The 23,848-nt window shown below is 72.5% G+C and carries 22 protein-coding genes; 9 read left to right on the top strand and 13 right to left on the bottom strand.

The features are described 5' to 3' along the window. Positions 1–218 precede the first annotated feature (218 nt). The 10 genes from ABZ815_RS12245 to ABZ815_RS12200 are packed head-to-tail and all read right to left on the bottom strand — an operon-like array spanning position 219 to position 11,430. Positions 219–1,373 (bottom strand): aminotransferase class I/II-fold pyridoxal phosphate-dependent enzyme, encoded by a 1,155-nt coding sequence (locus ABZ815_RS12245; RefSeq protein WP_357696886.1) that lies wholly within the window; start codon positions 1,371–1,373, stop codon positions 219–221. After that, positions 1,360–2,112 carry a class I SAM-dependent methyltransferase gene (locus ABZ815_RS12240; protein ID WP_357696884.1) on the bottom strand — a complete coding sequence of 251 codons (753 nt, stop codon included), beginning with the start codon at positions 2,110–2,112 and terminating at the stop codon, positions 1,360–1,362. Before ABZ815_RS12240 ends, ABZ815_RS12245 begins: the two co-directional genes overlap by 14 nt. An 11-nt stretch (positions 2,113–2,123) precedes the next feature. Further along, complete coding sequence (locus tag ABZ815_RS12235; RefSeq protein WP_357696882.1) at positions 2,124–3,395, bottom strand: class I SAM-dependent methyltransferase; 1,272 nt, start codon at positions 3,393–3,395, stop codon at positions 2,124–2,126. An 18-nt stretch (positions 3,396–3,413) separates the two neighbouring features. Continuing rightward, entirely contained in the window at positions 3,414–4,397 is a 984-nt protein-coding gene (gene rfbB / locus ABZ815_RS12230) for a dTDP-glucose 4,6-dehydratase (protein ID WP_357696880.1), read from the bottom strand. 30 nt (positions 4,398–4,427) lie between these two features. Further along, on the bottom strand, positions 4,428–5,780 hold the full coding sequence (locus tag ABZ815_RS12225) for a nucleotide disphospho-sugar-binding domain-containing protein (RefSeq protein WP_357696878.1): 1,353 nt from the start codon (positions 5,778–5,780) through the stop codon (positions 4,428–4,430). A gap of 5 nt (positions 5,781–5,785) precedes the next feature. Beyond that, entirely contained in the window at positions 5,786–7,138 is a 1,353-nt protein-coding gene (locus ABZ815_RS12220) for a condensation domain-containing protein (protein WP_357696876.1), read from the bottom strand. Next, entirely contained in the window at positions 7,135–8,220 is a 1,086-nt protein-coding gene (hppD, locus tag ABZ815_RS12215; protein WP_357696874.1) for a 4-hydroxyphenylpyruvate dioxygenase, read from the bottom strand. Before hppD ends, ABZ815_RS12220 begins: the two co-directional genes overlap by 4 nt. Positions 8,221–8,223: 3 nt before the next feature. Continuing rightward, a complete protein-coding gene (locus ABZ815_RS12210; protein ID WP_357696872.1) occupies positions 8,224–8,436 on the bottom strand; it encodes an MbtH family protein in 213 nt (70 codons plus the stop codon). 10 nt (positions 8,437–8,446) lie between these two features. Then, positions 8,447–10,201 carry a non-ribosomal peptide synthetase gene (locus ABZ815_RS12205; RefSeq protein ID WP_357696870.1) on the bottom strand — a complete coding sequence of 585 codons (1,755 nt, stop codon included), beginning with the start codon at positions 10,199–10,201 and terminating at the stop codon, positions 8,447–8,449. Positions 10,202–10,212: 11 nt separating this feature from the next. Then, the gene (locus ABZ815_RS12200; RefSeq protein WP_357696868.1) at positions 10,213–11,430 is read right to left on the bottom strand and encodes an NAD(P)/FAD-dependent oxidoreductase; all 1,218 of its coding nucleotides are present in this window, start codon (positions 11,428–11,430) and stop codon (positions 10,213–10,215) included. A gap of 148 nt (positions 11,431–11,578) precedes the next feature. Between ABZ815_RS12200 and ABZ815_RS12195 the strand changes: the two genes are divergently transcribed. From ABZ815_RS12195 to ABZ815_RS12180, 4 genes are all read left to right on the top strand, one after another. Further along, positions 11,579–12,892, top strand: coding sequence for an extracellular solute-binding protein (locus tag ABZ815_RS12195; protein ID WP_357696866.1), 1,314 nt, complete (start codon positions 11,579–11,581; stop codon positions 12,890–12,892). 141 nt (positions 12,893–13,033) lie between these two features. After that, positions 13,034–14,500 carry a multicopper oxidase domain-containing protein gene (locus ABZ815_RS12190; RefSeq protein ID WP_357696864.1) on the top strand — a complete coding sequence of 489 codons (1,467 nt, stop codon included), beginning with the start codon at positions 13,034–13,036 and terminating at the stop codon, positions 14,498–14,500. A gap of 18 nt (positions 14,501–14,518) precedes the next feature. Further along, positions 14,519–14,926, top strand: coding sequence for a DoxX family protein (locus ABZ815_RS12185; protein WP_357696862.1), 408 nt, complete (start codon positions 14,519–14,521; stop codon positions 14,924–14,926). Between the two features lie 60 nt (positions 14,927–14,986). Next, complete coding sequence (locus ABZ815_RS12180; protein ID WP_357696860.1) at positions 14,987–15,439, top strand: DUF1579 family protein; 453 nt, start codon at positions 14,987–14,989, stop codon at positions 15,437–15,439. Between the two features lie 38 nt (positions 15,440–15,477). On the opposite strand, the gene ABZ815_RS12175 is transcribed toward ABZ815_RS12180, so the two are convergent. Continuing rightward, positions 15,478–16,461: a helix-turn-helix domain-containing protein gene (locus tag ABZ815_RS12175; protein ID WP_357696858.1), complete on the bottom strand. Its 984-nt coding sequence runs from the start codon at positions 16,459–16,461 to the stop codon at positions 15,478–15,480. 104 nt (positions 16,462–16,565) lie between these two features. Between ABZ815_RS12175 and ABZ815_RS12170 the strand changes: the two genes are divergently transcribed. Both ABZ815_RS12170 and ABZ815_RS12165 read left to right on the top strand, forming a co-directional pair. After that, a complete protein-coding gene (locus tag ABZ815_RS12170) occupies positions 16,566–17,732 on the top strand; it encodes an MFS transporter (RefSeq protein WP_357696856.1) in 1,167 nt (388 codons plus the stop codon). Next, positions 17,729–18,481 carry a methyltransferase domain-containing protein gene (locus tag ABZ815_RS12165; protein ID WP_357696854.1) on the top strand — a complete coding sequence of 251 codons (753 nt, stop codon included), beginning with the start codon at positions 17,729–17,731 and terminating at the stop codon, positions 18,479–18,481. Before ABZ815_RS12170 ends, ABZ815_RS12165 begins: the two co-directional genes overlap by 4 nt. A gap of 11 nt (positions 18,482–18,492) precedes the next feature. Here ABZ815_RS12165 and ABZ815_RS12160 read toward each other — a convergent pair whose 3' ends face one another. After that, on the bottom strand, positions 18,493–19,200 hold the full coding sequence (locus tag ABZ815_RS12160) for a helix-turn-helix domain-containing protein (protein WP_357696852.1): 708 nt from the start codon (positions 19,198–19,200) through the stop codon (positions 18,493–18,495). Between the two features lie 99 nt (positions 19,201–19,299). On the opposite strand from ABZ815_RS12160, the gene ABZ815_RS12155 reads away from it, so the two are divergent. Continuing rightward, positions 19,300–20,238 carry an NADP-dependent oxidoreductase gene (locus ABZ815_RS12155; RefSeq protein ID WP_357696850.1) on the top strand — a complete coding sequence of 313 codons (939 nt, stop codon included), beginning with the start codon at positions 19,300–19,302 and terminating at the stop codon, positions 20,236–20,238. Positions 20,239–20,322: 84 nt separating this feature from the next. Here ABZ815_RS12155 and ABZ815_RS12150 read toward each other — a convergent pair whose 3' ends face one another. Then, complete coding sequence (locus ABZ815_RS12150) at positions 20,323–21,606, bottom strand: acyltransferase (RefSeq protein WP_357696848.1); 1,284 nt, start codon at positions 21,604–21,606, stop codon at positions 20,323–20,325. Positions 21,607–21,845: 239 nt separating this feature from the next. Between ABZ815_RS12150 and ABZ815_RS12145 the strand changes: the two genes are divergently transcribed. Together ABZ815_RS12145 and ABZ815_RS12140 are read left to right on the top strand one after the other, a co-directional pair. Continuing rightward, entirely contained in the window at positions 21,846–22,631 is a 786-nt protein-coding gene (locus ABZ815_RS12145) for a tryptophan 2,3-dioxygenase family protein (protein ID WP_357696846.1), read from the top strand. Further along, on the top strand, positions 22,628–23,824 hold the full coding sequence (locus ABZ815_RS12140; RefSeq protein ID WP_357696844.1) for a kynureninase: 1,197 nt from the start codon (positions 22,628–22,630) through the stop codon (positions 23,822–23,824). The genes ABZ815_RS12145 and ABZ815_RS12140 overlap by 4 nt, the downstream gene beginning before the upstream one ends. Positions 23,825–23,848 lie beyond the last annotated feature (24 nt).

Below are 23,848 nucleotides of genomic sequence, written 5' to 3'. Positions count from 1 at the left end.
AAATAACGACCAACGCCTATTTAGACCGAGCCGATGCGTTTATGGAAGATGATCAATCGGGAAATCGAGGCTGCCCATTCCGGAGGGACGGCTCCGGCGCCATCGGCGCTGATCAAGGACGACGACCGGACGCCGTGTGATGCAGATCACTCTCCACCGCGGTGCCGACACGGGACGGGGCGCCTCCGTACCCGGAGGCGCCCCGTTTCGTGGTGGGATCAGGCGACGAGACGGCGGTCGGCCGCGTGGACGGTTTCCCGGACGACGCGGCAGATGCCGGCGATGTGGTCCGCGTCCACCGTGGGCCCCGTCGGCAGGGACAGGACGCGGGCGGCCAGGCCCTCGGCGCGGGGCAGCGGCAGCGGGAAGTGCCGGGCCGGGTCCGACCGGTACGGTTCCACCTGGTGGCAGATGGGCGAGAAGTACCGGCGCGCGTGCACGTTCTCCACGAGCAGCGCCTCCAGCACCACGTCACGGGAGACGCCGGCGACGGCCTCGTCCACCTCGATGACCAGGTACTGGAAGTTGGCCCGCTCGCCGGGCGCCTGGCCGCGCACCACGACGCCCGGCAGCCCGGCGAGCAGTTCCTCGTAGACCCGCTGGTTGCGCCGGTTGGCCTCGACGATGGTGTCGATGGCCTCCAGCGAGGTCAGCCCCATGGCCGCGTGGAACTCGCTCATCCGGGCCACCGTGCCGGCCCCGGAGATGTGCCCGGAGGCGTCGATGCCCTGGTTGCGCAGCTCCCTGACCCGCGCGGCCAGCTCGTCGTCGTCGGTGACGATCGCGCCGCCCTCGACGCTGTTGACGAACTTGGTGGCGTGGAAGCTGAAGATCTCCGCGTCCCCGGACGTGCCTATCGGTTTGCCCCGGTAGGTGCAGCCGAGCGCGTGCGCCGCGTCGAACATCAGGACGAGCCCGTGCTCGCGGGCCAGGCGGGTCAGCGCGTCGACGTCGCACGGGTAGCCGAAGACGTGCACGCCCAGGATGCCGCGGGTCCTCGGGCCGATCAGGCGTTCGACGTGGTCGGGGTCGGCGTTGCCGGTGATCTCGTCGGAGTCGCAGAAGACCGGGACGATGCCGATCCACTCCAGCGCGTGGGCGGTGGCCACCCACGTGAAGGACGGGACGATCACCTCGTCGCCCCGCCGCAGCCCGGCGGCCCTGGCCGCGATCTGGATGCCGGTGGTGGCGTTGCAGGTGGCCACGGCGTGCCGGGCGCCGGTCAGGTCGGCCAGTCGCGCCTCGAACTCGCGCACCAGCGGCCCGTTGTTGGTCAGCCAGAGCCGGTCGAGCACGCCGCCGAGCCGTTCCAGCAGGCGCGCCCGCTCCCCCGCGTTCGGCCGGCCGACGACGAGCGGCTCACGAGAGGCCATCGCCGGCCTCCTCGCGCACGCCGACGAACAGCCCGGGGCTGTTGGGCCGGCCGTCGGCCAGCTTGAACGCGGGCCGGAACTCGGCCCGGCAGCCCGCCTTGGCGAACGCCTCCAGGTACTGGTCGCAGGTGAACAGGCTGGAGTAGAGGACCTCGGCGAACTCCTTGAACCCCGAGGCGTCGGCGACCCTGAACCGCACCTCCAGCCGGCTCTTGCCGCCCTCCCGGCGCGAGTGCGTCATGCGGGAGATGACGAGCCCCTCCTCCACCAGCGTGTGGCCGCCGACGTGCCCGTCGAGGAAGTTCTCCGGGAAGTACCAGGGCTCGACGACCAGGACGCCGCCGGGCGCCAGGTGGGCCGCCATGCGGCCGACGGCCTCCACCAGCTCCTCGAAGGAGCCCAGCTCGCCGACGGCGTTGCCCATGCAGGTGACGGCGTCGAAGGTGCGTCCGAGGTCGAAGTCGCGCATGTCGCCGGCGTGCAGCGGCACGCCGGGCAGCCGCCGGGCGGCCACCTCGCGCATGTCCGGCGACAGCTCGACACCTTCGACGTGGTCGAAGACCTTGACGAACGTCTCCAGGTGGGCGCCGGTGCCGCAGGCCACGTCCAGCAGCGAGGACGCCTGCGGCGACCGGCTCTGGACGATGTCGGCCAGCTCCCGGGCCTCGCCCTCGAAGCTCTTGCCACGGCTGCGGAAGACGCGGTCGTAGTACTCGGCGTGGTCGGATCCGTATTCCATGCAGATCTCCTTCAGGCCACCGCCGGGACGGGCTCGGCCGTCACGACCCTCGGGTGGGGGATGGGGATGATGAACTTGCCGCCGCGGCTCAGGAAGTCCCGCTCCTTGCCGATGATCTCGTCGGCGTAGTTCCAGGCGAGCAGCAGGTAGTAGTCGGGCTGCTGGTCGCGGGCCTGCTCGGGCGAGCGGCACGGGATGCGGGTGCCGGGCAGCAGCCTGCCGTGCTTGAGGCTGGTGGTGTCGCTGCAGAAGCGCACCTCGGCGGGGCCGAGCCGGCAGAACTGCAGCAGGGTGGTGCCCTTGGACGGCGCGCCGTACCCGGCGACGGTCAGGCCGCGGCCGGCCAGGTCGCGCACGAGGTCGCCGATCTCCTGGATGACCTGGTGGGCGCGGGCGCCGAACTCCAGGTAGGCGTCGTCGGTGTCGAGGCCGCTCTGCCGCTCCAGCGACAGCAGCCGGTTCACCGACGGCCGGGCGGGGTGGGCCGACTCCTCCCGGGCGGCGAAGACGACGATCGAGCCGCCGTGCACGGCCGCCCGCTCGACGTCCACGATGCGCAGGCCGTGCCGCCGGAACAGGTGGCCGAGCGTGGTGACCGAGTAGTACGACAGGTGCTCGTGGTAGATCGTGTCGAACTGGTTCTCCTCCAGCAGGTCCAGCAGGTACGGGACCTCGATCGCGACCAGCCCGTCGGGGGCCAGCACGGCGGTGGCGCCGTCCAGGACGTTGTGCACGTCGTCGATGTGGGCGAAGCACTGGCGGCCGAGCACCAGCTTGGCCTCGCCCTGCTCGGCGTGGATGCGGCGGCCCTGGTCGGCGCCGAAGAACTCGGGCAGCGTGCGCACGCCGCGGGCGTTGGCGATCTCGGCCAGGTTCTCGGCCGGGTCGACGCCGACGACGCGCTGCCCCTGCTCCTGGAAGAGCGCGAGCTGCAGGCCGACGTTGCTGCCCAGCTCGACGACCAGCTCGCCCGGCGCGAGCCCGGCCCGGCGGGTGCACCAGCCGACGATGCGCCGCATGTGGCCGGTCATCTGGTCGGACTCGGAGGTGACGTAGACATAGTGGCGGAACAGCACGTCGGGCCGGATCACGTGCCGGATGGCCATCAGCCGGCAGTTGCGGCAGACGATCACGTCCACGGGGTAGGCGGGCTCCTCGGCCGGCAGGTCGGCGGGGTCGAGGAAGCCGTTGGCCAGCGGCACCGACCCGAAGGAGGTGACCTCCAGCCAGTCGTCGCGCCCGCAGACCCGGCACGTGTCAAGACGTCGGACAATGTCCTGCATGACTTCTCCTCATGATCTTCAGTGGGCGGCCACGGCGAGCTCGCGGTGCTTGAGCGGTTCCCACCAGGACCGGTTGTCCCGGTACCACGCGACGGTCGCGGCCAGCCCGGTCTCGAAGTCGACCGACGGCGCGTAGCCCAGCTCCCGCTCGATCTTGGTGATGTCGAGGGAGTAGCGCAGGTCGTGCCCCGGCCGGTCGGGGACGTGCTCGACCAGGTCCCAGCCCGCCCCGCACGCCTCCAGCAGGCGGGCGGTCAGCTCCAGGTTGCTCAGCTCGCTGCCGCCGCCGATGTGGTAGACCTCGCCGGCCCGGCCGCGGTCGAGGACCATGCGGATGGCCCGGCAGTGGTCGGAGACGTGCAGCCAGTCGCGCCGGTTGCCGCCGTCGCCGTACAGGGGGACCCGGCGGCCTTCGAGCAGGTTGGTGACGAACAGCGGGATGACCTTCTCGGGGAACTGGTAGTGGCCGTAGTTGTTGGTGCAGCGGGTGATCACGACGTCCAGGCCGAGCGTGCGGTGGAAGGCCAGCGCGAGCAGGTCCGAGCCGGCCTTGGACGCCGCGTACGGCACGTTCGGCGCGAGCGGCGTGTCCTCGGTCCACGAGCCCTCGGCGATGGAGCCGTACACCTCGTCGGTGGAGACGTGCACGAAGCGGCCGACGCCGTGCCGCAGGGCCGCCTCCAGCAGGGTCTGGGTGCCCAGCACGTTGGAGCGCACGAAGCCGGTGGCGCTGACGATCGACCGGTCGACGTGCGTCTCGGCGGCGAAGTGCACGATCGCGTCCTGCCCGGCCACCACCTCGTCGGCCACGAGCGGGTCGGCGGTGTCGCCCTGCACGAAGCGCAGCCCCGGGTGGCCGGCCACCGGGTCGAGGTTCTCCAGGTTGCCGGAATAGGTGAGCTTGTCCAGGACGGTGACCCGCGTGCCCGGCGAGTCGCGCAACGTGGCTCTGACGAACTCCGAGCCGATGAAACCGGCGCCGCCGGTGACCAGGATCCGCAACTGTCCGCCTCCTGTCTGAGGGGTCGACGGCTACCGGGCGGCGGCGGTCAGCCGCTCCAGCTCCGCGACGATGTCGGTCGGGCTCGGCGTGGCCAGCCACTCCTCGTGGATGGAGGCCGCGCCCTTGGTGAACGAGGGGTCCTTCAGCACGCGCAGCAGCTCGTCGCGGATGTCGGCCGCGGACTGCGTCTGGTGGTTGATCCGCACGCCGGCGCCGCGCGTGGTGACGTACCGGGAGGTGCGGGTCGAGGTGAGCTGCTTCTGGCACTGGAGCCGCCAGTCGATGCCGTCCTCGACGGGGGTGCCGACGAGGCGGTTGTGCTCGTCGGTGTCGCAGACGATCTGCGGGACGTTCATGGCCGAGGCGGCCGCGAACGTGCCGATCGAGCCGTGGTGGATGATCGCCGAACAGGTCGGCAGGAGCTGGTCGAGCGGCACGTAGTCGAACACGCGCACGTTGGGCGGGAGGGGGCGGTCCAGGTCGAGGAGCTGGTTGGCGTCCAGGGTGGCGACGACCTCGGCGTCCAGGCCGTCCACGGCCTCCATCAGCTTGGCGGTGCGGCCCCAGTCGCCCTTGAAGAACGTGCGCATCGACACACCGAGCGAGATCGCCACCCGCGGCCGCTCCGGCGGTCGCCGCAGCCACTCGGGCACGACGCTCGCCCCGGTGTAGGGGACGTACCGGACGGGCAGGCGGCGCACGCCGGTGGGCAGGCTCATCCCGGCCGGGAACGGGTCCACCGTCCAGTCGCCGAGCAGCAGGTTGTCGTCGACCGTGACGCAGTACCGGTCGGCCAGCGGGCCGATCACCCCGGTCATGGGGTTCTCCTCGCCGCTGCCGGCGAACTTCTCCACGGCCCAGGCGGTGTAGTCGGGGGCCAGCAGCGTACGGGCGTGGGCGGCGCCGCAGGCCCGGGCCGCCACCGCGCCGCACGGGAACCACGGGTCCCACAGGACGAGGTCGGGCTGCCACTGCCGGGCGAACTCCACGACGGCCTGGACGTCCTGGCGGGGCGCCGGCGGATGGTAGTTGCGCATGGTGAGCAGCGCGAAGTGGTAGAAGACATCCCAGGGCGGACGTTCGGCCTCGGTGATGCCGAGCGCGGCGACCAGGCGCTCCGACTCCTCGATCGTGGGGATCAGCTCGGCGAACCCGGGGTAGCCGCGGTCGTGCACGGACAGCGGCTCAGGCGCGCCGCAGGAGACCGCGGTCAGCCCGGCCGCGTTCACCGACCGGTGGAAGTCGGGCACCGAGACCCCGGTGTCGACGCCCGGCGGGGCCGCCACCACCACCTGGTGCCCGGCCGCCTGCAACGCCCAGGCGTAGGGCACGATCGGCAGGAAGTGCGCCGTCGCGGGGAAGACGGTGAACATCACGCGCATGGCGGTTACTCCAGGGGGGAGTCGGGGGCGGCCAGGCCGGCGCGCAGGATCTCGCCGAAGTCGGCCACCATCGTCGCGATCGTGCTCTCCAGGAACAGGTTGCTGTTGTAGGCGAAGTTGCCGAAGATCTCGCCGGAAGGGGCGATGTCGAAGGTGAGCAGCGCGCCGTCGGGGATGTCGGTGCCGTTGGGCTGGTCCAGCAGGCGCTCGCGCACCTCGGCGATCTCCAGGTCGCCGACGCGCTCGCCGTCCATGCCGGTGGCGAACTGCCAGACCTGCAGGGCGCACAGCGCCTTGCTCTCCAGCGCGGCGTCGGCCATCAGCTCCGGCGCCTCGGCGACGATCTGCAGGAACGGGATCTCGTTGGCGTAGGAGTCCATGCAGGTCCTGCGGGAGCGCTCGACGACCTGCCGGAAGGTGGTGCAGCCGTCGAGGCCGGTGCGCAGCGGCAGGAAGTTGAAGAACGGCCCGACGGTCTCCTGGAACTCCGGCTGCCCGCGTCCGGAGCTGATCACCGGGACGACCAGGTCGGTGGCCCCGGTGATCCGGCTGAGCAGCACGTTGTACGCGGCCAGCAGCACCATGAACGGCGAGCTGCGCATCGTCCTGGCGTAGGAGATCACCCGCGTGGAGACGTCCTTGGGCAGGGAGAAGCGGTGGACCGGGCAGACCTTGGCCAGCCCGGCCGACCGGGCGTGGTCGGTGGGGACGGCCAGCATGCGCGCGCCGCGCAGCCGCTCGCCCCAGAAGTCGCGGGCGGCCTGGGTCTCGGCGCTGCCGGCCTGCTCCTGCTGCCGTCCGGCGTACTCGTGGTAGGGCCGGGGCTCCGGCAGCGGCGGCACGGTGTGGCCGCGGCGCTCGGCGTAGCGGGTGACGAGGTCGCGGATGAGGAGCTGCATCGACCAGCCGTCGCCCGCGGTGTGGTGCACGATCAGCGCGAGCACCGCGTCCTCGTCGTCGAAGCGGCCGAGGATGGCGCGCAGGTGCGGCAGCTCCTGGAGGCTGTAGGAGCCGGCCTCGACCTCGGTCAGCAGCTCCTCGGCCCGCAGCGCGCGCTCCTCGGGGCCGGCGGCCGGCAGGTCGACCACGAGCAGCCGGGCGGGCGCGGACGGCTGCCGCACCTGGTACGCCTCCCCCTCCCCCCGGGTGATCGTCATGTTCAGGGCGTCGTGCCGGTCGGCCACGTCCTCCATGGCGAGCCGGAGGGTGTCGAGGTCGATGCGGCCGCGCACGCGCCAGCCGACGACGATGTTGTAGCGGGCGCTGAAGGGCCCCTGGGCGTCGCCCTGGTCGAACAGGCGAAGGAAGTGCTGGGTGTAGGACAGGGGGTACCGGATCGCCGGCGGGGAAATGGTCATGCTGCCGCCTCCGTGCGGGCATCGCGTTGGCCGCTGCGCTGGAGCTCCACGGCCCGGTAGAGGGCGCTGATGTTGCCGCTGCCGAAGGAGCGGGCGCCCAGTCGTTCGATGAGTTCGAAGAAGAAGGTGTCGCGGGGGTGGGTCGAGCGGGCGAAGATCTGGTAGAGCTGCCCGTCGTGGTCCTCGTCGACGAGGATGTCGAGCCGGGCCAGGTCCTCCAGCCGGTACTTCACCGGCCGGACCCGTTCGGCGAGCAGGGTGTAGTAGGCGTCGGGGGCGGTCAGGAACTCCACCCCGCGGTCCGCGGTGGCCTGCACGGCGGCCACGATGTCGTCGGCGGCCAGTGCCAGGTGCTGCACGCCCGCGCCGCCGTGGTCGCGCAGGAACTCGTCGATGTGGCCGGGCGTCCTGGTCACGTCCGGCTCGATCAGCGTGAACGTCACCTCGCCGCCGTGGCTGCGGACGACCTTGGTGGTCATGGCCTGCGAGCCGACGGCGATGCGCTCGGCGAAGGTGAACTCGAAGCCGAGCACCCGCCGGTACCACTCGACGGTGGCGTCGAGCTCCCCGGCCGGGACGCACACGGCCAGGTGGTCCACCGCCAGCAGCCCGGGGCCGGTGCCGGACGTGCGCGGCGCGGTGCTCCGGAGGCCCGGCAGAACACGTTCGCCGGCTCCGGCCGGCCGTTGCACGAACGTGTGCACCACGTCGCCGAAGCCGTGAATGGCGGCCGTGACGAGGCCGTCGCGCCCGGCGGGGGCCGAGACGGGACGGGCGCCGCGCCGCACCGCCTCGTGGTAGGCGGCCGCGGCGTCGGGCACGCCCAGCGCGACGTCGCACACGCCGTCGCCGTGCCGGTCGAGGTATCCGGCGCCGGGATGGTCGGCGGTGAGCGGCTGGGTGAGCACGAAGCTGATCCGGTTCGCGCCCACGGCGGCCGAGCGGGCCCGGCCGTCCTCGGCCGCGGCGTACGCCGTCAGGCCCAGGGTGTCGCTGAGCCGGGCGGTCTCGGCCTCCAGGTCGCCGACGTAGAAGCCGATGTGGTCCAGGCGCAGGTCGTCGAAGATCGTCGTGTCGGTCATGGGCTATCCGGCGTCCGTCCGGACGGCGAGGCCGCGCGGGCGCAGGTCCGTCCAATGGGTGGTGACGTACTCGGTGCAGGCGTCGCGGACGGCGGGGCCGAAGGCGACCTCCCAGCCCGCGGGCACGTCGGCGAAGGCGGGCCACAGGCTGTGCCGGCCCTCCTGGTTCACCAGCACGCGGAAGGCCGCGTCCCGGTCGTCGAATGGGTTGGTCATCTCGTCCCTCTCACTGGGTGCGCGCGCCGGCCTCTAGCCATTCGTCCAGGCCGGCCACGGTCGCCGCGTCGAACAGGTCGCCGATGGACAGGTTCACGCCCAGCGCCGCGCGGATGCGGCTGACCAGCCGCATGGCCAGCAGCGACTGGACGTCCAGGTCGAAGATGCTGTCGTCCACGCCGACCCGCTCGACGCCGAACACCTCGGCGAACACCGTGCAGAGAATCTCCTGGCGGGGGTTCTGCGGCGCGCGGTAGGCCGAGCCGGGCTCGGTGTCGGGGTCGGGCAGGGCGGCGCGGTCCACCTTGCCGTTGGCGGTCAGGGGCAGCGCGTCCAGCACGACGAACGCCGTGGGCACCATGTAGTCCGGCAGCGACGTCTTGACGTGGGCGCGCAGCGCGGCCGGGTCGGGGGCGTCGGCGGCGGGCACGACGTAGGCGACCAGGCGCTTGTCGCCCTGCCGCGACTGCCCGGCCACGACGGCGACGTGCGCCAGCCCCGGATAGGCGGCCAGCACGGCCTCCACCTCGGCCAGCTCCACCCGGAAGCCCAGGATCTTGACCTGGTCGCCGGCCCGCCCGATGAACTCGATCTGGCCGTCGTCGTTGCGCCGGACCAGGTCGCCGGTGCGGTACATGCGCTCGCCGGGCCCGCCGAACGGGTCGGCGACGAACCGCTCGGCGGTCAGGTCGGGACGGCCGAAGTAGCCCCGCGCCACTCCCCTGCCCGCGATGTACAGCTCGCCCTCCAGGTCGCCGGGGACCGGGCTGAGGCGGTCGTCGAGCACGTAGAGCCGCACGTCCCGCATCGGGCCGCCGACCGGCACGCTGGTGCCCAGCTCGGTCCCGGCGGTCAGGGGCGCGTGGGTGGAGAACAGGGTCACCTCGGTGGCGCCGTACATGGCCCGCACGGTCGTGCCGGGGCAGGCGGCCAGCACCTGGCGGACGGCGGCGGGGACGATCACGTCGCCGCCGGTGAGCACCTCGCGGACCCCGGCGAGGGCGTCGGCCCCCTCCTCGGCCACGACCCGGAACAGCCCGGCGGTCAGGTGCAGGCCGGTGATCTCCTCCTCGCGGATCAGCCGGCGCAGGGTGTCGAGGTCCGGCTCGCCGGGCGGCGCCACCACGATCGTGCCGCCGTGCAGCAGCGGCACCCACAGCTCGTACGTCGAGACGTTGAACGCGTACGGCGCGACCATCAGGACGCGTTCGTGGGCGCCGGTGTCCCAGCAGGGGTCGAGGGCCAGGCCGAGCACGTCCCAGTGGGTGACCGCCACGCCCTTGGGGTGGCCGGTCGAGCCCGAGGTGTAGATGACGTAGGCCAGGTCGTCCGGGCCGGTGGCGGCCTCGGGCTCTGTGGCCGGCTCTGCGGAGGTGGCGGGGTCGTCGTCGGCGATCAGGACCGCCGGGGCCGTCGGCAGGCCCTCGGCGGCCTTGGCCCGGTCGGCGACCAGGACGGGCGTCCCGGAGGAGTCGACGATCCACTGCCGGCGGTCGGCCGGGTAGGCGCTGTGGACGGGCAGGTAGCAGCCGCCCGTCTTGAGGATCGCGAGGAGCGTGACGACCAGCTCGGCCGAGCGCTCCATCAGCACCGCGATCGGCGTCTCGGGGCCGGCGCCGAGCCCGCGCAGACGGTGGGCGAGGCGGTTGGCCCGCTCGTCGAGCTCCCGGTAGGTCAGCCGCACCGGGCCCGCCGACACCGCGACCGCGTCGGGCGTCCGCCTGGCCTGCTCGGCGACGTGTCCGTGCACAGTTGTAGGCGACATCAGCGGAGTCCTCAGTCGTCGTGGAAGATGGCGTGGATGCCGGAGACGCCCGAGAGCATCGTGGCGAAGTCGATCTTGCGGGGGCGGAGCTTGCTGGGGTCGAGGGTCTTCTGCGCCCTGTCCCAGTACTCCTCCTTGTGCCTGGTGCGGTCGTAGAAGAAGCGCACGAAGTCCAGCAGGGAGTCCAGGAACTCGCGGTAGTCCTTCTCGTAGCGCGCCAGCACGGCCTCCTCCGAGGCCGGGTCGTCGAGGATCTCGTCCACCGCGCCGGCCAGCCCGTGGGCGCCGCGCAGCGCCAGGCCGACGCCCGTGGACAGCAGCGGGTCGATGAAGGCCGCCGCGTCGCCGACCAGGGCCCAGCCGGGGCCGTGGAAGCTGGTGCAGGTGTAGGACCAGTCGCGGATGCTGCGGAAGCCGCTGACCCGGGTGGCGCCCTCGGTCAGGGCCCTGACCTCCTCGGCGGCGGCCAGCTCGGAGGCGTACAGGTCCTCCAGGCTCTTGCCGGACTTCTTGTACTCCTCGATGGGGGTGACGTAGCCGACGCTCACCGTGCCGTCGTGCAGGGGGATGAACCAGAACCAGCCCGCGGGGCGGTTCTCGGTGACGGTGTCGCCGAAGCGCGTGCCGCCGTAACGCTTGCAGCCCTGCCAGTACGACCAGACCGCGATGTTGCGCAGGTCGTCGTGGTACTCGATGAGGTCGAAGCGGCGGGCCAGCAGGTGCTGCTGCCCGGTGGCGTCGATCAGCAGGCGGCAGCGGGCGGTGCGCTGCTCGGCGTCGCCCTTCACCGTGTACGTCACGCCGGTGACGCGCTCGCCCTCGAACACCAGGTCCTTGACCGTGGCCTCCTCGAACACCGTCGCGCCCAGCTCCCTGGCCCTGGCCAGCAGGAGGGAGTCGAAGTCGGCCCGGCGCACCTGGTAGGCGTGCTCGTAGTTGGACGCCTCGGCGAAGCGGAAGTCCCAGGTGCCCTGGTTCTTGCCCCACAGCAGGGTGCCGCCGTACTTCTTGACGAACCCCATCTGGTCGAGCCTGTCCTTCAGTCCCAGCTCCTCCAGCGTGGGCATGGATCCCGTGATCAGCGACTCGCCGATGTGGTAGCGCGGGAACTTCTCGCGCTCCAGCACCAGAACCCGATGCCCGCGCTGGGCCAGCAGTCCCGCCGTACCCGAGCCGCCTGGGCCTCCGCCGATCACGACAACGTCGAACTCGTCATGAGTGTTGATCACCGTGTTCCTCCGTTTCGCCGCTCTGCGACTCGCAGTCAGGGTCACATTCACGTCGAGGGGCCCACATCCTTTGAATTGCTGTCTGAGCTGACGAAACACCGCATTTCACAAGATGTGTGGCGGGGTAGCCGCGTTCATCATGAGGCGAATGAGAACGGTCATCAGCGTCTGGATCGCCGAGCATCCCCTGCCGGACTACCTGGGCCCGATCAGGAGGATGGCCGCCGACTTCGAGGCCGCGCACCCGGACCTCCGGATCGAGATCACCGGGCACGGCTTCCGCGAGCTGCCCGCCGAGGTGGCCGCCGCGGCCGGCCGCGGCGAGCCGCCGGACCTGGCGGAGTACTACGCCACGGCCACCCGGCTGGCGCTCGACACCCGGTCGCGCACCGGCGCGCCGCTGTTCACGCCGATCGAGCGCGCCGTCGCCGGCCGCGCGGAGATCCTCGGCGAGCCGGTCGTGCTCGCCGACCTCGAACCGGCCGTACGCGGCCACTACACCTACCGCGGCGAGCTCGTCGCCGCGCCCGCGACGGCGACCACGGCGGTGCTGCTCACCAACGCCACCCTGCTCCGCGCGGCCGGGATCGACGCGCCCCCGGCGACCTGGGAGGAACTGGAGCGCGCCTGCGCCGCGGTGCGGGCGCTGCCCGGCGGCCCGCCGCACGGCGTCTCCTGGGCCAACCACGGCTGGCTGTTCCAGCAGGCCGTCGCCGGGCAGGGCGGCCTGCTGGCCGACCAGGACAACGGCCGCTCCGGCCGGGCCGGACGGGTGGACCTCGCCTCCAAGGAGCTGCTGGCCTACGCCTCCTGGTGGCGGCGCCTGCACGCCGAGGGCCACTACCTGCGCGCGGGCGAGCCCGGTGACTGGGGTCCGGCGCTGGGGGCGTTCCTGGAGGGGCGGGTGGCGTTCACGATCGCGTCCTCCGTGGTGGCCGGCATGATCGCCGAGCGGGGGCGGGAGGCCGGGTTCGAGGTGACGGCGAGCCCGCTGCCGCACAACGAGAGCCTGCCGCGCGCCGGGCACCTGGTCTCCGGCCAGGCGCTCTGGCTGACCGACGGGCTGCCGCCGGAGCGGCGGGACGGCGCGCTGGCGTTCGTCCAGCACCTGCTGAGCGCGGGCAACGCGGCGCAGTGGCATCGGTCGGCCGGTTTCCTGCCGGTCACCCGGGCCGCCGCCGGCCTGCTGGAGGAGGAGGGCTGGTTCGACCGGCACCCGGTGCACCGGGCCGCGACCGCCCAGCTCCGCGCGGCCGACGGCTCCCCCGCGGCGCTCGGCGCGGTGCTCGGGGACTTCGCCGGGATCCAGGACCTGATGACCGGGGCCATGGCCCGCGTGCTGGACGGCGCGGATCCCGACGACTGCTTCGGCGAGGCGTCGGAACGGGCCCAGGCCCTGCTCGACGCCCACAACGCCGACTGCCTGGACGGGCGCACCCCGCGGCGCCTGTCCGTGGGCTGAACCACCGCCGCCTTCCGGGCGGTGGCACCGCTCCCACGGCATCCGCCCGTGAAGTGAGCACTTCAGAAGAAGACCGTGCCGGCGGGCGATGCCACGCTCGGACATGGCGATGGGAGTTCCCGTATGTTAAGCCGACGGCGCTTGATCGTTCTCGGTGGCCTGGCAGGAGGCGCCGCGCTGACCCCGGTGGCCCGCGGGCTGCTCGGCGAGCCGGAGCAGCAGGCGCGGCAACAGCAGATGATGAAGATGCACGACCACGGGGGCCGGGTCCCCGCGGTCCGCACCGGCGCCACCGCGCCGCCCTTCAGCGTCGCCATGCCGGTGCCCCCGGTGCTGGCCCCCGTGGCCACCCTGCCGGGCATCGACTTCTACCGGCTGTCGATCCAGCAGGCGACCACCGAGATCCTGCCCGGCGTCAGCACGCCCGTGATGACGTACGGCGGCCAGTTCACCGCCCCCACCATCCGCGTCCGGCAGGGCCGCCGGGCGCTGGTCACCTTCGACAACAAGCTCGGCCACGAGGCGAACGTGCACCTGCACGGCGGCCGCGTGCCGGCCGCCAGCGACGGCTACCCGATGGACCTGATCGCCGACGGCAAGTCGAAGACCTACGACTACCCGAACGCCCAGGCCGGCGCCACGCTGTGGTACCACGACCACACCCACCACATGGAGGCCGAGCACGTCTACCGCGGCATGCACGGCTTCTACCTGGTCGAGGGCGCCGACGAGCAGCAGCTGGGCCTGCCGTCCGGGGCCTACGACGTGCCCATCCTGCTGCGTGACGCGCTCTTCGACGACCAGGGCGGGCTCGTCTTCGACCCGGCCGACCCCTACAACCGGCCGACGCTGATCGCCAACGGCAAGGCCCAGCCGTACTTCAAGGTCGCGGCCCGCAAGTACCGGCTGCGGCTGCTCAACGGCTCCACGCACCGGATCTTCGAGCTGTCGCTGAGCAACGGCGCCCAGATGACGCAGATCGCCACGGACTGCGGGCTGCTGCCGGCGCCGGTGCCGACGTCCAAGCTGGTGCTCTCCTCGGGCGAGCGGGCCGAGGTCGTGATCGACTTCGGCGCGTTCCCGCTGGGGACGCAGGTGACGCTGGAGGACGTGAGCGGGTCCGTGCTCCGCTTCGACGTCGTACGGCGGGCCGTCGACCGCAGCCGCGTGCCCGGCCAGTTGCGCGCGATGGTCCCGCTGGCCGCGGCCACGCAGACCCGGCAGCTCACCCTCAGCCTGGACCCGGTCAACATCCAGGCCCTGATCAACAATCAGGCGTTCGACGCCAATCGGGTGGACATGCAGGTCAGGCGGGGATCCAGCGAGATCTGGGAGGTCACCAACTCCGACACCAACGTCGGCGGGTCGGGCTTCGGCGTCCCGCACAACTTCCACACCCACCTCGCCCAGTTCCGGATCCTGGACCGCGACGGCACGCCGCCGCAGCCGGGCGAGGCGGGCTGGAAGGACACGGTGCTCATCCAGCCGGGCGAGACCGTGCGCTTCCAGGCCAGCTTCGCCGACTACCTGGGGCGATACGTCTACCACTGTCACATGTTGGAGCATTCGGCCATCGGGATGATGGGCCAGATGGAGATCGTCAACTAGTTCCTCAAGGAGGACTGCATGAGCACCACGAACAGCACGACCGCCGTCGGCCGGTCCACCGGTCGCGGCGTCAACATCGCCCTCTGGGTCGCCCAGGTCCTTCTGGCGTTCCAGGTCGGCCTGGGCGGCGTGCTCAAGCTCGCCGGCGACCCGACCATGGTCACCATGTTCGAGGACATCGGCGCCGGCCAGTGGTTCCGCTACGTGGTCGGCGTGCTGGAGATCGCCGGCGCGATCGGGCTGCTGATCCCGCGGCTGACCGGCGTGGCCGCGCTCGCGCTGATCGGCCTGATCGTCGGCGCGGCCGGCACCAACCTGATCGTCCTGGGCGGCGTCCCCGTGATCGAGGGTGTCCTGCTGGTCGTCCTGGCCCTGGTGGTCTGGGGCCGCTGGTCCCGGGTCAAGGCGTTCTTCGGCGCCAAGTGAGCTCCCCCCGCCCGGTACGCGATCGGCGTACCGGGCGTCGACCTGTCCCGTGGAGGGAACATGACAGAGACAGCGAACCCGCAGAACCAGCTCCCCACCCCCGACGCCTCGCTCCAGACGCTGCAACCGCTGGTCGGGACGTGGGAGATGACGGGCAAGGACTTCGGCACCGGCGAGGCGACCGGTGGCCGGCTCGTCTTCGAGTGGATGGACGGCGGCTTCTTCCTGATCCAGCGCGTCGAGATGAGCCACGGCGGCGGCACGATGACCGGCGTGGAGTACATCGGCCACGACCCCGAGAGCGGCGCGCTGCGCTCGCACTACTTCGACAGCACCGGCAACAACTTCGTCTACGTGTGGAAGCTGGACGGGCGCGAACTCAACATCTGGTTCGGCGCCGAGGGCTCGCCGGCCGGGTTCAGCGGCGCGTTCAGCGAGGACGGCCGGACCATCAGCGGCCGCTGGGAGTGGCCGGGCGGCGGCTACGAGGCCACCATGACCCGGGCGGGGTAGCGCGGCATCCCGAGGTCGTGGCGTCCTGGCCGGCCCGGCTACCTCGCCGCGCTGTCGCGTTCCGCCTCGGGTCGCCTGCCGAAGGCCAGGCGGTAGTCGCGCGGCGGCAGGCCGACGTGGCGGGTGAAGTGGTGGCGCAGGGTCAGCGGAGTGCTGAAACCGCAGCGGTGGGCGATGGCGGCGATGGGCAGCTCGCTGACCTCCAGCAGATGCTGGGCGGCCAGGACGCGCTGGGTCAGCAGCCATTGCAGGGGCGTGTCGCCGGTGGTCTGGACGAACCGGCGGGCGAAGCTGCGCTCGGACATGCGGGCCAGGTTCGCCAGCTCCGGGACGGTCCACGGGTGGGCCAGGTCGTCGAGCATGCGTTCGCGCAGGCCGGTCAGGCTGTCGGACGGCCCACCCCCGGCGGGGACGGGGCGGGTGATGAACTGCGCCTGGCCGCCTGACCGGAACGGCGCGGTGACCATGGTGCGGGCGATCTCGGCCGCGGCGGCGGCGCCGTGGTCGCGGCGGACCAGGTGCAGGCACAGGTCGATGCCCGCGGCCACGCCCGCAGAGGTCCACACGGTGCCGTCCCCGACGAACAGCACGCCGGGGTCGACGCTCACCTCGGGGTGGCGCTGCGCGAGCTGCTCGGCGTCGAGCCAGTGGGCGGTGGCCCTGCGGCCGTCCAGCAGGCCCGCGGCGGCCAGCACGAACGCCCCCGAGCACAGGGACGCGACGGTCGCGCCACGGTCGTGCGCGGCGCGGAGCGCGGTGACCACGTCCGGGTGGACGGGCCCGGCCAGGTTCTGGACGCCGGGCACGATGACCAGGTCGCACTCGTCCAGGCCGTCCAGGCCGTGGTCGGGAACGCAGGTCACGCCCGTGCTCATGGTCAGCGCGTGACCGCGCGGCCCGCACGTGCGCAGGTCGAACGCCGGGACGCCGCGATCGGTCCGGTCGAGGCCCCAGACCTCGGTGGCCACGGCGTAGTCGAAGACCCGGACGTGCTCGGTCACCACGATCCCCACACAGCGCATGGCGGAAATCTATCCCACGTGTGCGTTTCTGCCACTCACGGACCGACCGGCTCGGCCGCCAGGCTCGGAGGCGATCGTCCCGATGAGTCGAGGAGCGCATTGCCATGCCGCTGGCCCTCTTGGCCTTGGCCGTCACAGGTTTCGCCGTCGGAACCTCCGAGTTCGCCATCATGGGCCTGCTGCCGCAGGTCGCCACGGGGGTCGGGGTGTCGATCCCGGCCGCCGGCGTGCTGATCAGCGGGTACGCCGTAGGCGTGATCGTGGGAGCGCCGCTGCTGACCGCGGTCTCGGCACGCCTGTCGCGCCGCACGACGCTGCTGATCGTCGCGGCACTGCTGACGGCGGGCAGCGTCCTGTCGGCGGTCGCGTCCGGCTACGGCCTGCTGATGGCGGCCAGGGTGGTCGCGGGCATCCCGCAGGGCGCGCTGTTCGGGGTCGGGTCGGTGGTGGCGGCCGAGCTCGTCCCGCCGGAACGCCGCGGATGGGCGATGTCGATCATGTTCGGCGGATTCACCCTGGCGAACGTGGCCGGGGTGCCGCTGGTGACCTGGCTGGGGCAGGCCGCCGGGTGGCGGGCCACGTTCTGGGCGATCGCCGCGCTCGGCGTGTTGTCCCTCGCGGGCATCGCGGCGCTGGTGCCGGGCCGGCTGCGTCCCGGGGGCGAGGCCGGGCTGCGCTCGGAGTTGTCGACCCTGCGCCGGCCGCAGGTCTGGCTCGCGATGGCGGTGACGACGGCCGGTTTCGGCGGCGTCTTCGCCTCCTTCACCTACGTCGCCCCGATGATGACCCAGGTCGCGGGTTTCAGCGGCGGCAGCATGACGGCGTTGCTGGTCGTCTTCGGCCTGGGCATGGCCGCGGGCAACCTGCTGTCGGGCCACTTCGCCGGACGCCGGCTCATGCCCAGCCTGTACGTGTTCCTCGCCGGGCTCACCGTCGTGCTGGGCCTGTTCCTGGTGACCGCGCACAGCAGGATCCTCGCCGCCTGCACCCTGTTCCTGCTGGGCCTGTTCGGCTTCGCGACCGTCCCCGCCCTGCAGATGCGCATCCTGGACAAGGCCACCGGCGCCCCCACCCTCGCCTCCGCGCTGAACCTGTCGGCGTTCAACGTGGCCAACGCGCTCGGCGCGTTCCTCGGCGGGCTGGTGATCAGCGCCGGGTTCGGCTACACCAGCCCCAACGCCGTCGGCGCCGTGCTGGCCGCCGCCGGGCTCGCCCTCGCGCTCTGTTCGGGAGCGATCGACGCACGCGCCGAGGAGGCGGTCGGCCGATGACTCCCGACGTCGAGCGCTACACGCCCGGCCATGACTCCTTCGCCGTCGACTTCATGGCCGCCAGGCGCGCCGCGACGCACGCGGACTTCTTCCTGCCGCATCTCGCGCCGGGGACGTCGCTGCTGGACCTGGGGTGCGGGCCCGGCACCATCACCAACGACCTCGCCGCCGCCGTAGCACCGGGCCACGTGCTGGGCCTCGACCAGCAGGCGGCCCAGTTCACGGGCGCGCGCGCGTCGGCCCGGCGACGGGGCCTGAGGAACGTCCGGTTCCAGGAGGGGTCCTGCTACGACATCCCGCTGGCGGACCGCTCGGTGGACCTCGTCTTCTCGCACGCCCTGATGGAACACCTGGCCCATCCGGCGCGCGCGCTGGCGGAGATCCACCGGGTCCTGCGGCCCGGCGGCACGGTCGGCCTGTGCAGCCCCGACTGGGGCGGCTTCCTGCTCAGCCCTCCCCTGGACGACGCCGTCGCCGCCTACATCAACCTGCAGCGGGCCAACGGCGGCGACCCGCACGTCGGCCGCAAACTCGGCCCGTACCTGCGCGACGCGGGATTCACCGACGTCTGGCTGGACGTGCACCACGAGCGCCACGCCGACCCGTCCCGCATCGCCGGCTACCTCGCGCGCCAGCTCGACCTGGCGGAGCAGCCCGCCCACGCCGACCGGCTGCGCGCGTGGGCCGCCGACCCGGGCGCGATGTTCGCCCAGGCATGGGTCAGCGCCACCGCCACCCGCCCGAACTGACCCCCGGCCGCTCACTCCAGGTCGCCGTCCGGGCCGGGGGCGGGGCGGGTGAGGCGGACCATGGCCCGGTACAGGGCGGTGGGCGCGGGGGCCGGCTCCAGCGGCGGCAGGTCGGTGCCGGGCGTGGCGTAGGCGCGCAACATCTGGCCGACGAGACGGCGCCAGGTGTCCGGAGCCGCGTCCCCGGTGGCGGCGATGACACCGGCGTTGGCCATCAGCAGGATGACCATGTCCCGGTCGCTGAAGTCCGCACGCAGCCGGCCGGTGGCCTTGGCGCGCTCGATGAGGTCGAGGAAGCCGTGATAGGCCGCGGCCCGGCGCTTCTCCAGCGCCTTGGCGGCGGGGAAGGTCATGGCCAGCACCTCGGCGAAGCCGCGGTCGGCGGCCTGCATGGCGCACACGGCCTCGACGTAGCCCACGAAGCCGTGCCAGGGGTCGGGGTCGGCCAGCGCCTCGGCGACGGCGGCGGCGTAGGCGTCCATGCGGTCGGCGAAGACGGCGTTGAGCAGTTCTTCACGGGTGGCGAAGCGGCGCGACAAGGTGGCCTTGCCGACGCCGGCGGCGCGGGCGATGCAGGCCATGGAGACGCCGAGGCCGTGGCTGGCGAACAGGCCGCGGGCGGCGGCCAGGATGCGTTCGCGGTTGCGTTCGGCGTCGGCGCGCAGGCCCGGTCCGGGCTGCTCGCCTGAAGGGTCGATGGCGTCGGCGGGAAGGTCCATGCCGCCCATCCTACCCAAGTGGAACGACCTACCCACTTTTGTTGCTACGCTGGCCGAAAGAAACGGGTAGCCCGTTCCACTTATTGAGAGGTGCCGCTCATGCGTGCCGTCATGCTGAACTCCGTCCCCGCCACCCCGGCCCTGGCCGACCTGCCCGTCCCGCGGCCCGAGGCCGGCGAGGTGCTGGTGAAGGTGGCCGCCTCCTCGGTCAACGGCTTCGACCTGGCGGTCGCCGCCGGCTACTTGCAGCAGATGATGGACCACCGCTTCCCGCTGGTGGTGGGCAAGGACTTCGCCGGCACCGTGGAGGCGCTCGGCGAAGGCGTCGAAGGCTTCATCGTCGGGCAGCCGGTCTTCGGCGTGGTGATGAAGCCGTTCCTGGGCCCCGGCTCGATGGCCGAGTACGTGACCGTGTCCGCCGGTTACGGCATCGCCCCCCTGCCCGAGGGGCTGAGCCTGGCGGAGGCGGGCGCGCTGGGCCTGGCCGGCACCGCGGCGGTCGACAGCCTCGACGCCGTGGCCCCGGCCGAGGGCGAGACCGTGCTGGTCTCCGGCGCCACCGGCGGCGTGGGCGCGCTGGCCGTGCAGCTGGCCGCCGCGCGCGGCGTCCGGGTGATCGCCACCGCCCGTCCCGGCGTCGAGGCCGACTTCGTCACCGGCCTCACCGGCGCCAAGGTCGAGCTCGTCGACCACGGCGGCGACGTGCCCGCCCAGGTCCGCGCGCTCGCCCCGGCGGGCGTGGACGCCGTGCTGCACCTGGCGGGCGACGGCGCCGAGCTGGCGGGGCTGCTGCGCGAGGGCGGCCGGATCGCCTCCACCCTCGGCCTGACCCAGGACGCCGTCCAGGGCGCCGGGGTGACCGTGCACACCGTCATGGCCGACCCGAACCCGCGCACCCTGACCGAGCTGGCGGCCCGGGCCGCGGCCGGTGCGCTGCGCGTCCCGGTCACCGCCACCTACCCGCTGGAGCGGGCCCCCGAGGCGTTCGCCGCGTTCGGCGCGGGAACGCTGGGCAAGATCGCCGTCGCCTGCTCCTGACCCGGCGGGGCGTCCCGGTCGCCGAGGCCGTCCGGCTCCGGATGCGATCCGGCACGGGATCCGGCACGGGATCCGGCACGGCTCTCAGACCGGGACCTTCGGGCTCTCGGCGGCCTGGCTCGGCTCGGCCTGGGCGCGCCGGGCCACCAGGCGCTCGCGCAGCCGCATCGCGGGCAGTTCCACCAGGTAGTAGCTGACCGTCGCGACGGCCACCGTGCCGACGAGCACGACCGCCAGCAGCTCCCAGAAGCCGGACTTGCCCATCACCATCGGCATCGGCACCGGCGGCGCGCCGAAGACGCTGCCGTTCTGGAGCCAGAGGTACTGCAGGATGAAGTGCCACAGGTAGACGCCGTAGGAGATGCGGCCGAAGAAGCGCATCGGGCGGTTGGTGAGCACGGCGTCGATGACCTTCGAGTGCACGCCGGGCACCACCACCGGGGCGATGACCAGCAGCGCGAAGATCAGGAACAGCACCATCTCGGCCATCGCCTCGGGAACCGTGGCGTAGTCGGCCATGCCGGGCTTGCCGAACGGCCGGATGCAGTTGATCACGTAGACGACGGCCGCGCCCAGCCAGAACAGCAGCGGCCGGCGGGCCACCAGGCGGTAGAAGGCGGGCGTGGTGCCCTTGGCCTCCGCGTACGCCGACAGGATGGCCAGGCCCATGCCGATGGCCAGGAAGCCGGTGAAGCCGATCACCCAGAAGTACTCGTACGGGAAGGGGCCCATCGACTCCAGGTGCGTGTACGCGGTCCAGGCCAGGCCGACGAGCACGAAGACGCCCAGCGGGACCAGCAGGCGGCGGGCCTTGGCGCCGGGGTCGGTCGCCTTCCTGGCGTACCGGTCGAAGATCCAGGCCAGGATCGGCAGCGCCAGGTAGAAGGTGACCTCGGCGGGCACGGTCCAGGTGGGCTCCAGCCCGGCGTAGCCCGCCTCGGGGCCCGTCACGTAGTAGTGCATGAGCAGCAGGGGGCTGAGCACGTACCAGAGGCCGTCCACGCTCTTGAGGTTGAGCAGCAGCAGCGCCGCCACGGCCACCAGCCAGTACGCGGGCAGGATCCGCAGCATGCGCTTGATCAGGTAGCTCTTGATCTCCGGGCGCGGCGTGCCGAGGATCGTCGCCCTGGCGAACGGCCGGTACAGCAGCAGGCCGGACATCACGAAGAAGGGCGGCAGCAGCACGTTGAGACCCTGGATCAGCACGGGCCAGATGCCGACGGACGGTTTGTCGTAGAAGCCGATGACGCCGGCGGCGAAGGCGACGTGCACGACGATCACGCCCAGTGCCAGATATCCGCGCAGCCCGTCGAGCCGAGGGGCCCGTTTGCCGGGCCCGCCCCTCTTGATGATCTCCGGTGAGGTCATGGCATGTTCCTCGCAGTTCGCTCGCTGATGGGGCTCGGCGCCCCCTCGGCGCCATCGTCACGCGAGGTCGCGGGCGGCCGCATCTCGTGTCGTGCTGAATTCGCGCGTGCCCCCGGACGGCCTTTTCCACATCTTCCGGAATGCGTTTCCGGTGAATTGCAGGAAGCGGTCCCGGCGGGGCAGGTAGCTGCCCGGGAATCGCCTGGTCCCCTTTCCCGCGGGCGCCCATCGTTGAGGCCATGAGAGAAGACACAGTCCTGACGTACTCGTCCTACCTGGCGCTGGAGGAGATCCTCACGGCGCAGCGGCCGGTTTCCGAGAGCCACGACGAGACCCTGTTCATCATCGTCCACCAGGTGTACGAGCTGTGGTTCAAACAATTGCTGCACGAATTCGCCGAGCTGCAGCTCGAACTCGCCGGCGGATTCACCGCGCACGCCATGCGGACTTTGCACCGGTCGTTGAAGCTGATGAGACTCGCGGTGTCCCAGATGGACGTCATGGAGACGATGACGCCGTTCCAGTTCGCCGCCTTCCGCGGCAAGCTGGGCACCAGCAGCGGCTTCCAGTCGGCGCAGTTCCGCGAGATCGAGGCGGTGCTGGGCCGGCGCGACGAGCGCATGCTGCTCGGCCAGGCCGAGGGCACCCCGGCCCGCGCCCGCATCGAGGACGCGATGGGCAGGCCCACGCTGTACGACTCGCTGCTCACGTACCTGTACCTGCGCGGCTACGAGGTGCCTCAGGACCGGCTGCACCGTGACGTGCGGCTGCCGCTGGAGCCGTCGGAGCCGGTGCAGGACCTGCTGCTGCGGGTCTACCGGGACGACACCGGCGCGGCCCAGCTCTGCGAGCGGCTGGTGGACCTGGACGAATGCCTCCAGGAGTGGCGGTACCGGCACCTGAAGATGGTCGAGCGCACCATCGGCGCCCGTCCGGGCACCGGCGGCTCCAGCGGCGGCGCGTACCTGCGCGCGTCCCTGACGCCGGCGTTCCCCGACCTGTGGGCGGTCAGGAGCCGGGCATGAACGACATCTCCGGGCGCCTGGCGCCGCACTACTCGGCCTTCCGGGCGCCGGACCGGCTGCTGCTCACCGGCCACTCCCACCAGGCGTGGCCGGACGTGGCCCTGGCCGGGCAGATCGAGGCGTTCGACGACGCCGCCAGGGATGTGGACGACAAATGGACCGCCGCCTTCAAGAAGGCCGACCGGGTCAGGGAGGGCTTCCGCCTCTTCCTCGGCGACCCGTACGCCGAGCTGGCCCTCGGGTCCAGCACGCACGAGCTGGTGTTGCGCTTCCTGTCGGCCCTGGACCTGCGTCGCCGGCCCCGGCTGGTCACCTCCGGCGGCGAGTTCCACACGCTGCGGCGGCAACTCGCCCGGCTGGGCGAGGAGGGGGTGGAGGTGGTCGTCGTCCCGCCGGAGCCGGCGGGCACGCTGGCCGCGCGGCTGGCGGAGGCGGCCGACGACCGCACGGCCGCGGTCCTGGTCTCGGCGGTGCTGTTCGAGACGTCCAGGATCGTGCCAGGGCTGGACGGGCTCGCCGCCGCCTGCCGCGGCCTGGGCTGTGAGCTGCTGGTGGACGCCTACCACGCGCTGGGCGTGGTGCCGTTCTCGACCGCGGGGCTCGACCCGGCCTGGGTGGTGGCGGGCGGGTACAAGTACCTCCAGCTCGGCGAGGGCAACTGCGTGCTGCGGCTGCCGGGGCACGCCGACCTGCTGCGGCCGGTGGTGACCGGCTGGTACTCCGAGTTCGCCGAGCTGGCGGAGGACCCGCGGGCGGGCGGGCGGGTCGGCTACCCGACGGGGGCGGCCCGGTTCGCCGGGGCGACCTACGACCCGGTGAGCCACTACCGGGCGGCCCGGGTGTTCGACTTCTTCGCCGAGCAGGGGCTGACGCCGGAGGTGCTGCGGGCGGTGTCGCTGCGGCAGCGCGGGCTGCTCGCGGCGCGTTTCGACGAGCTCGGCGCGCCCGCGCGGGTGATCAGCCGGGACGTGGACGCCGCTCCGGAGGAGTTCGGCGGGTTCCTGGCGCTGCGCTCGCCGTACGCGGGGCGGCTGCGGGCGGGGCTGGCGGCCCGGGGGGTGCAGGCCGACAGCCGGGGCGAGTACCTGCGGCTGGGGCCGGCGCCGTACCTGTCGGACGCCCAGCTCCACGCGGCCATGGACGGCCTCGCCGCCGAGGTCCGCACCCTGACCGGGGCGCGGCGGGCGGCGTGAACGGAGGCGGGGGCGTGGGCGGGC

The organism is Nonomuraea sp. NPDC047529, from assembly GCF_040642995.1.
GTDB lineage: Bacteria > Actinomycetota > Actinomycetes > Streptosporangiales > Streptosporangiaceae > Nonomuraea.
The sequence above is the reverse complement of the archived record's forward strand: the minus strand, read 5'-3'. Positions and strand labels throughout refer to the sequence as shown.

Excerpts from the sequence above, each read along its gene's own strand:
- ABZ815_RS12155 (WP_357696850.1), top strand. The coding sequence starts at position 19,300 with ATGCGTGCCGTCATGCTGAACTCCGTCCCCGCCACCCCGGCCCTGGCC.
- ABZ815_RS12180 (WP_357696860.1), top strand. The coding sequence starts at position 14,987 with ATGACAGAGACAGCGAACCCGCAGAACCAGCTCCCCACCCCCGACGCC.
- ABZ815_RS12145 (WP_357696846.1), top strand. The coding sequence starts at position 21,846 with ATGAGAGAAGACACAGTCCTGACGTACTCGTCCTACCTGGCGCTGGAG.
- hppD (WP_357696874.1), bottom strand. The coding sequence starts at position 8,220 with ATGACCGACACGACGATCTTCGACGACCTGCGCCTGGACCACATCGGC.
- ABZ815_RS12195 (WP_357696866.1), top strand. The coding sequence starts at position 11,579 with ATGAGAACGGTCATCAGCGTCTGGATCGCCGAGCATCCCCTGCCGGAC.
- ABZ815_RS12160 (WP_357696852.1), bottom strand. The coding sequence starts at position 19,200 with ATGGACCTTCCCGCCGACGCCATCGACCCTTCAGGCGAGCAGCCCGGA.
- ABZ815_RS12210 (WP_357696872.1), bottom strand. The coding sequence starts at position 8,436 with ATGACCAACCCATTCGACGACCGGGACGCGGCCTTCCGCGTGCTGGTG.
- ABZ815_RS12175 (WP_357696858.1), bottom strand. The coding sequence starts at position 16,461 with ATGCGCTGTGTGGGGATCGTGGTGACCGAGCACGTCCGGGTCTTCGAC.
- ABZ815_RS12220 (WP_357696876.1), bottom strand. The coding sequence starts at position 7,138 with ATGACCATTTCCCCGCCGGCGATCCGGTACCCCCTGTCCTACACCCAG.
- ABZ815_RS12170 (WP_357696856.1), top strand. The coding sequence starts at position 16,566 with ATGCCGCTGGCCCTCTTGGCCTTGGCCGTCACAGGTTTCGCCGTCGGA.
- ABZ815_RS12205 (WP_357696870.1), bottom strand. The coding sequence starts at position 10,201 with ATGTCGCCTACAACTGTGCACGGACACGTCGCCGAGCAGGCCAGGCGG.
- ABZ815_RS12185 (WP_357696862.1), top strand. The coding sequence starts at position 14,519 with ATGAGCACCACGAACAGCACGACCGCCGTCGGCCGGTCCACCGGTCGC.
- ABZ815_RS12240 (WP_357696884.1), bottom strand. The coding sequence starts at position 2,112 with ATGGAATACGGATCCGACCACGCCGAGTACTACGACCGCGTCTTCCGC.
- ABZ815_RS12245 (WP_357696886.1), bottom strand. The coding sequence starts at position 1,373 with ATGGCCTCTCGTGAGCCGCTCGTCGTCGGCCGGCCGAACGCGGGGGAG.
- ABZ815_RS12150 (WP_357696848.1), bottom strand. The coding sequence starts at position 21,606 with ATGACCTCACCGGAGATCATCAAGAGGGGCGGGCCCGGCAAACGGGCC.
- ABZ815_RS12235 (WP_357696882.1), bottom strand. The coding sequence starts at position 3,395 with ATGCAGGACATTGTCCGACGTCTTGACACGTGCCGGGTCTGCGGGCGC.
- ABZ815_RS12165 (WP_357696854.1), top strand. The coding sequence starts at position 17,729 with ATGACTCCCGACGTCGAGCGCTACACGCCCGGCCATGACTCCTTCGCC.
- ABZ815_RS12140 (WP_357696844.1), top strand. The coding sequence starts at position 22,628 with ATGAACGACATCTCCGGGCGCCTGGCGCCGCACTACTCGGCCTTCCGG.
- ABZ815_RS12225 (WP_357696878.1), bottom strand. The coding sequence starts at position 5,780 with ATGCGCGTGATGTTCACCGTCTTCCCCGCGACGGCGCACTTCCTGCCG.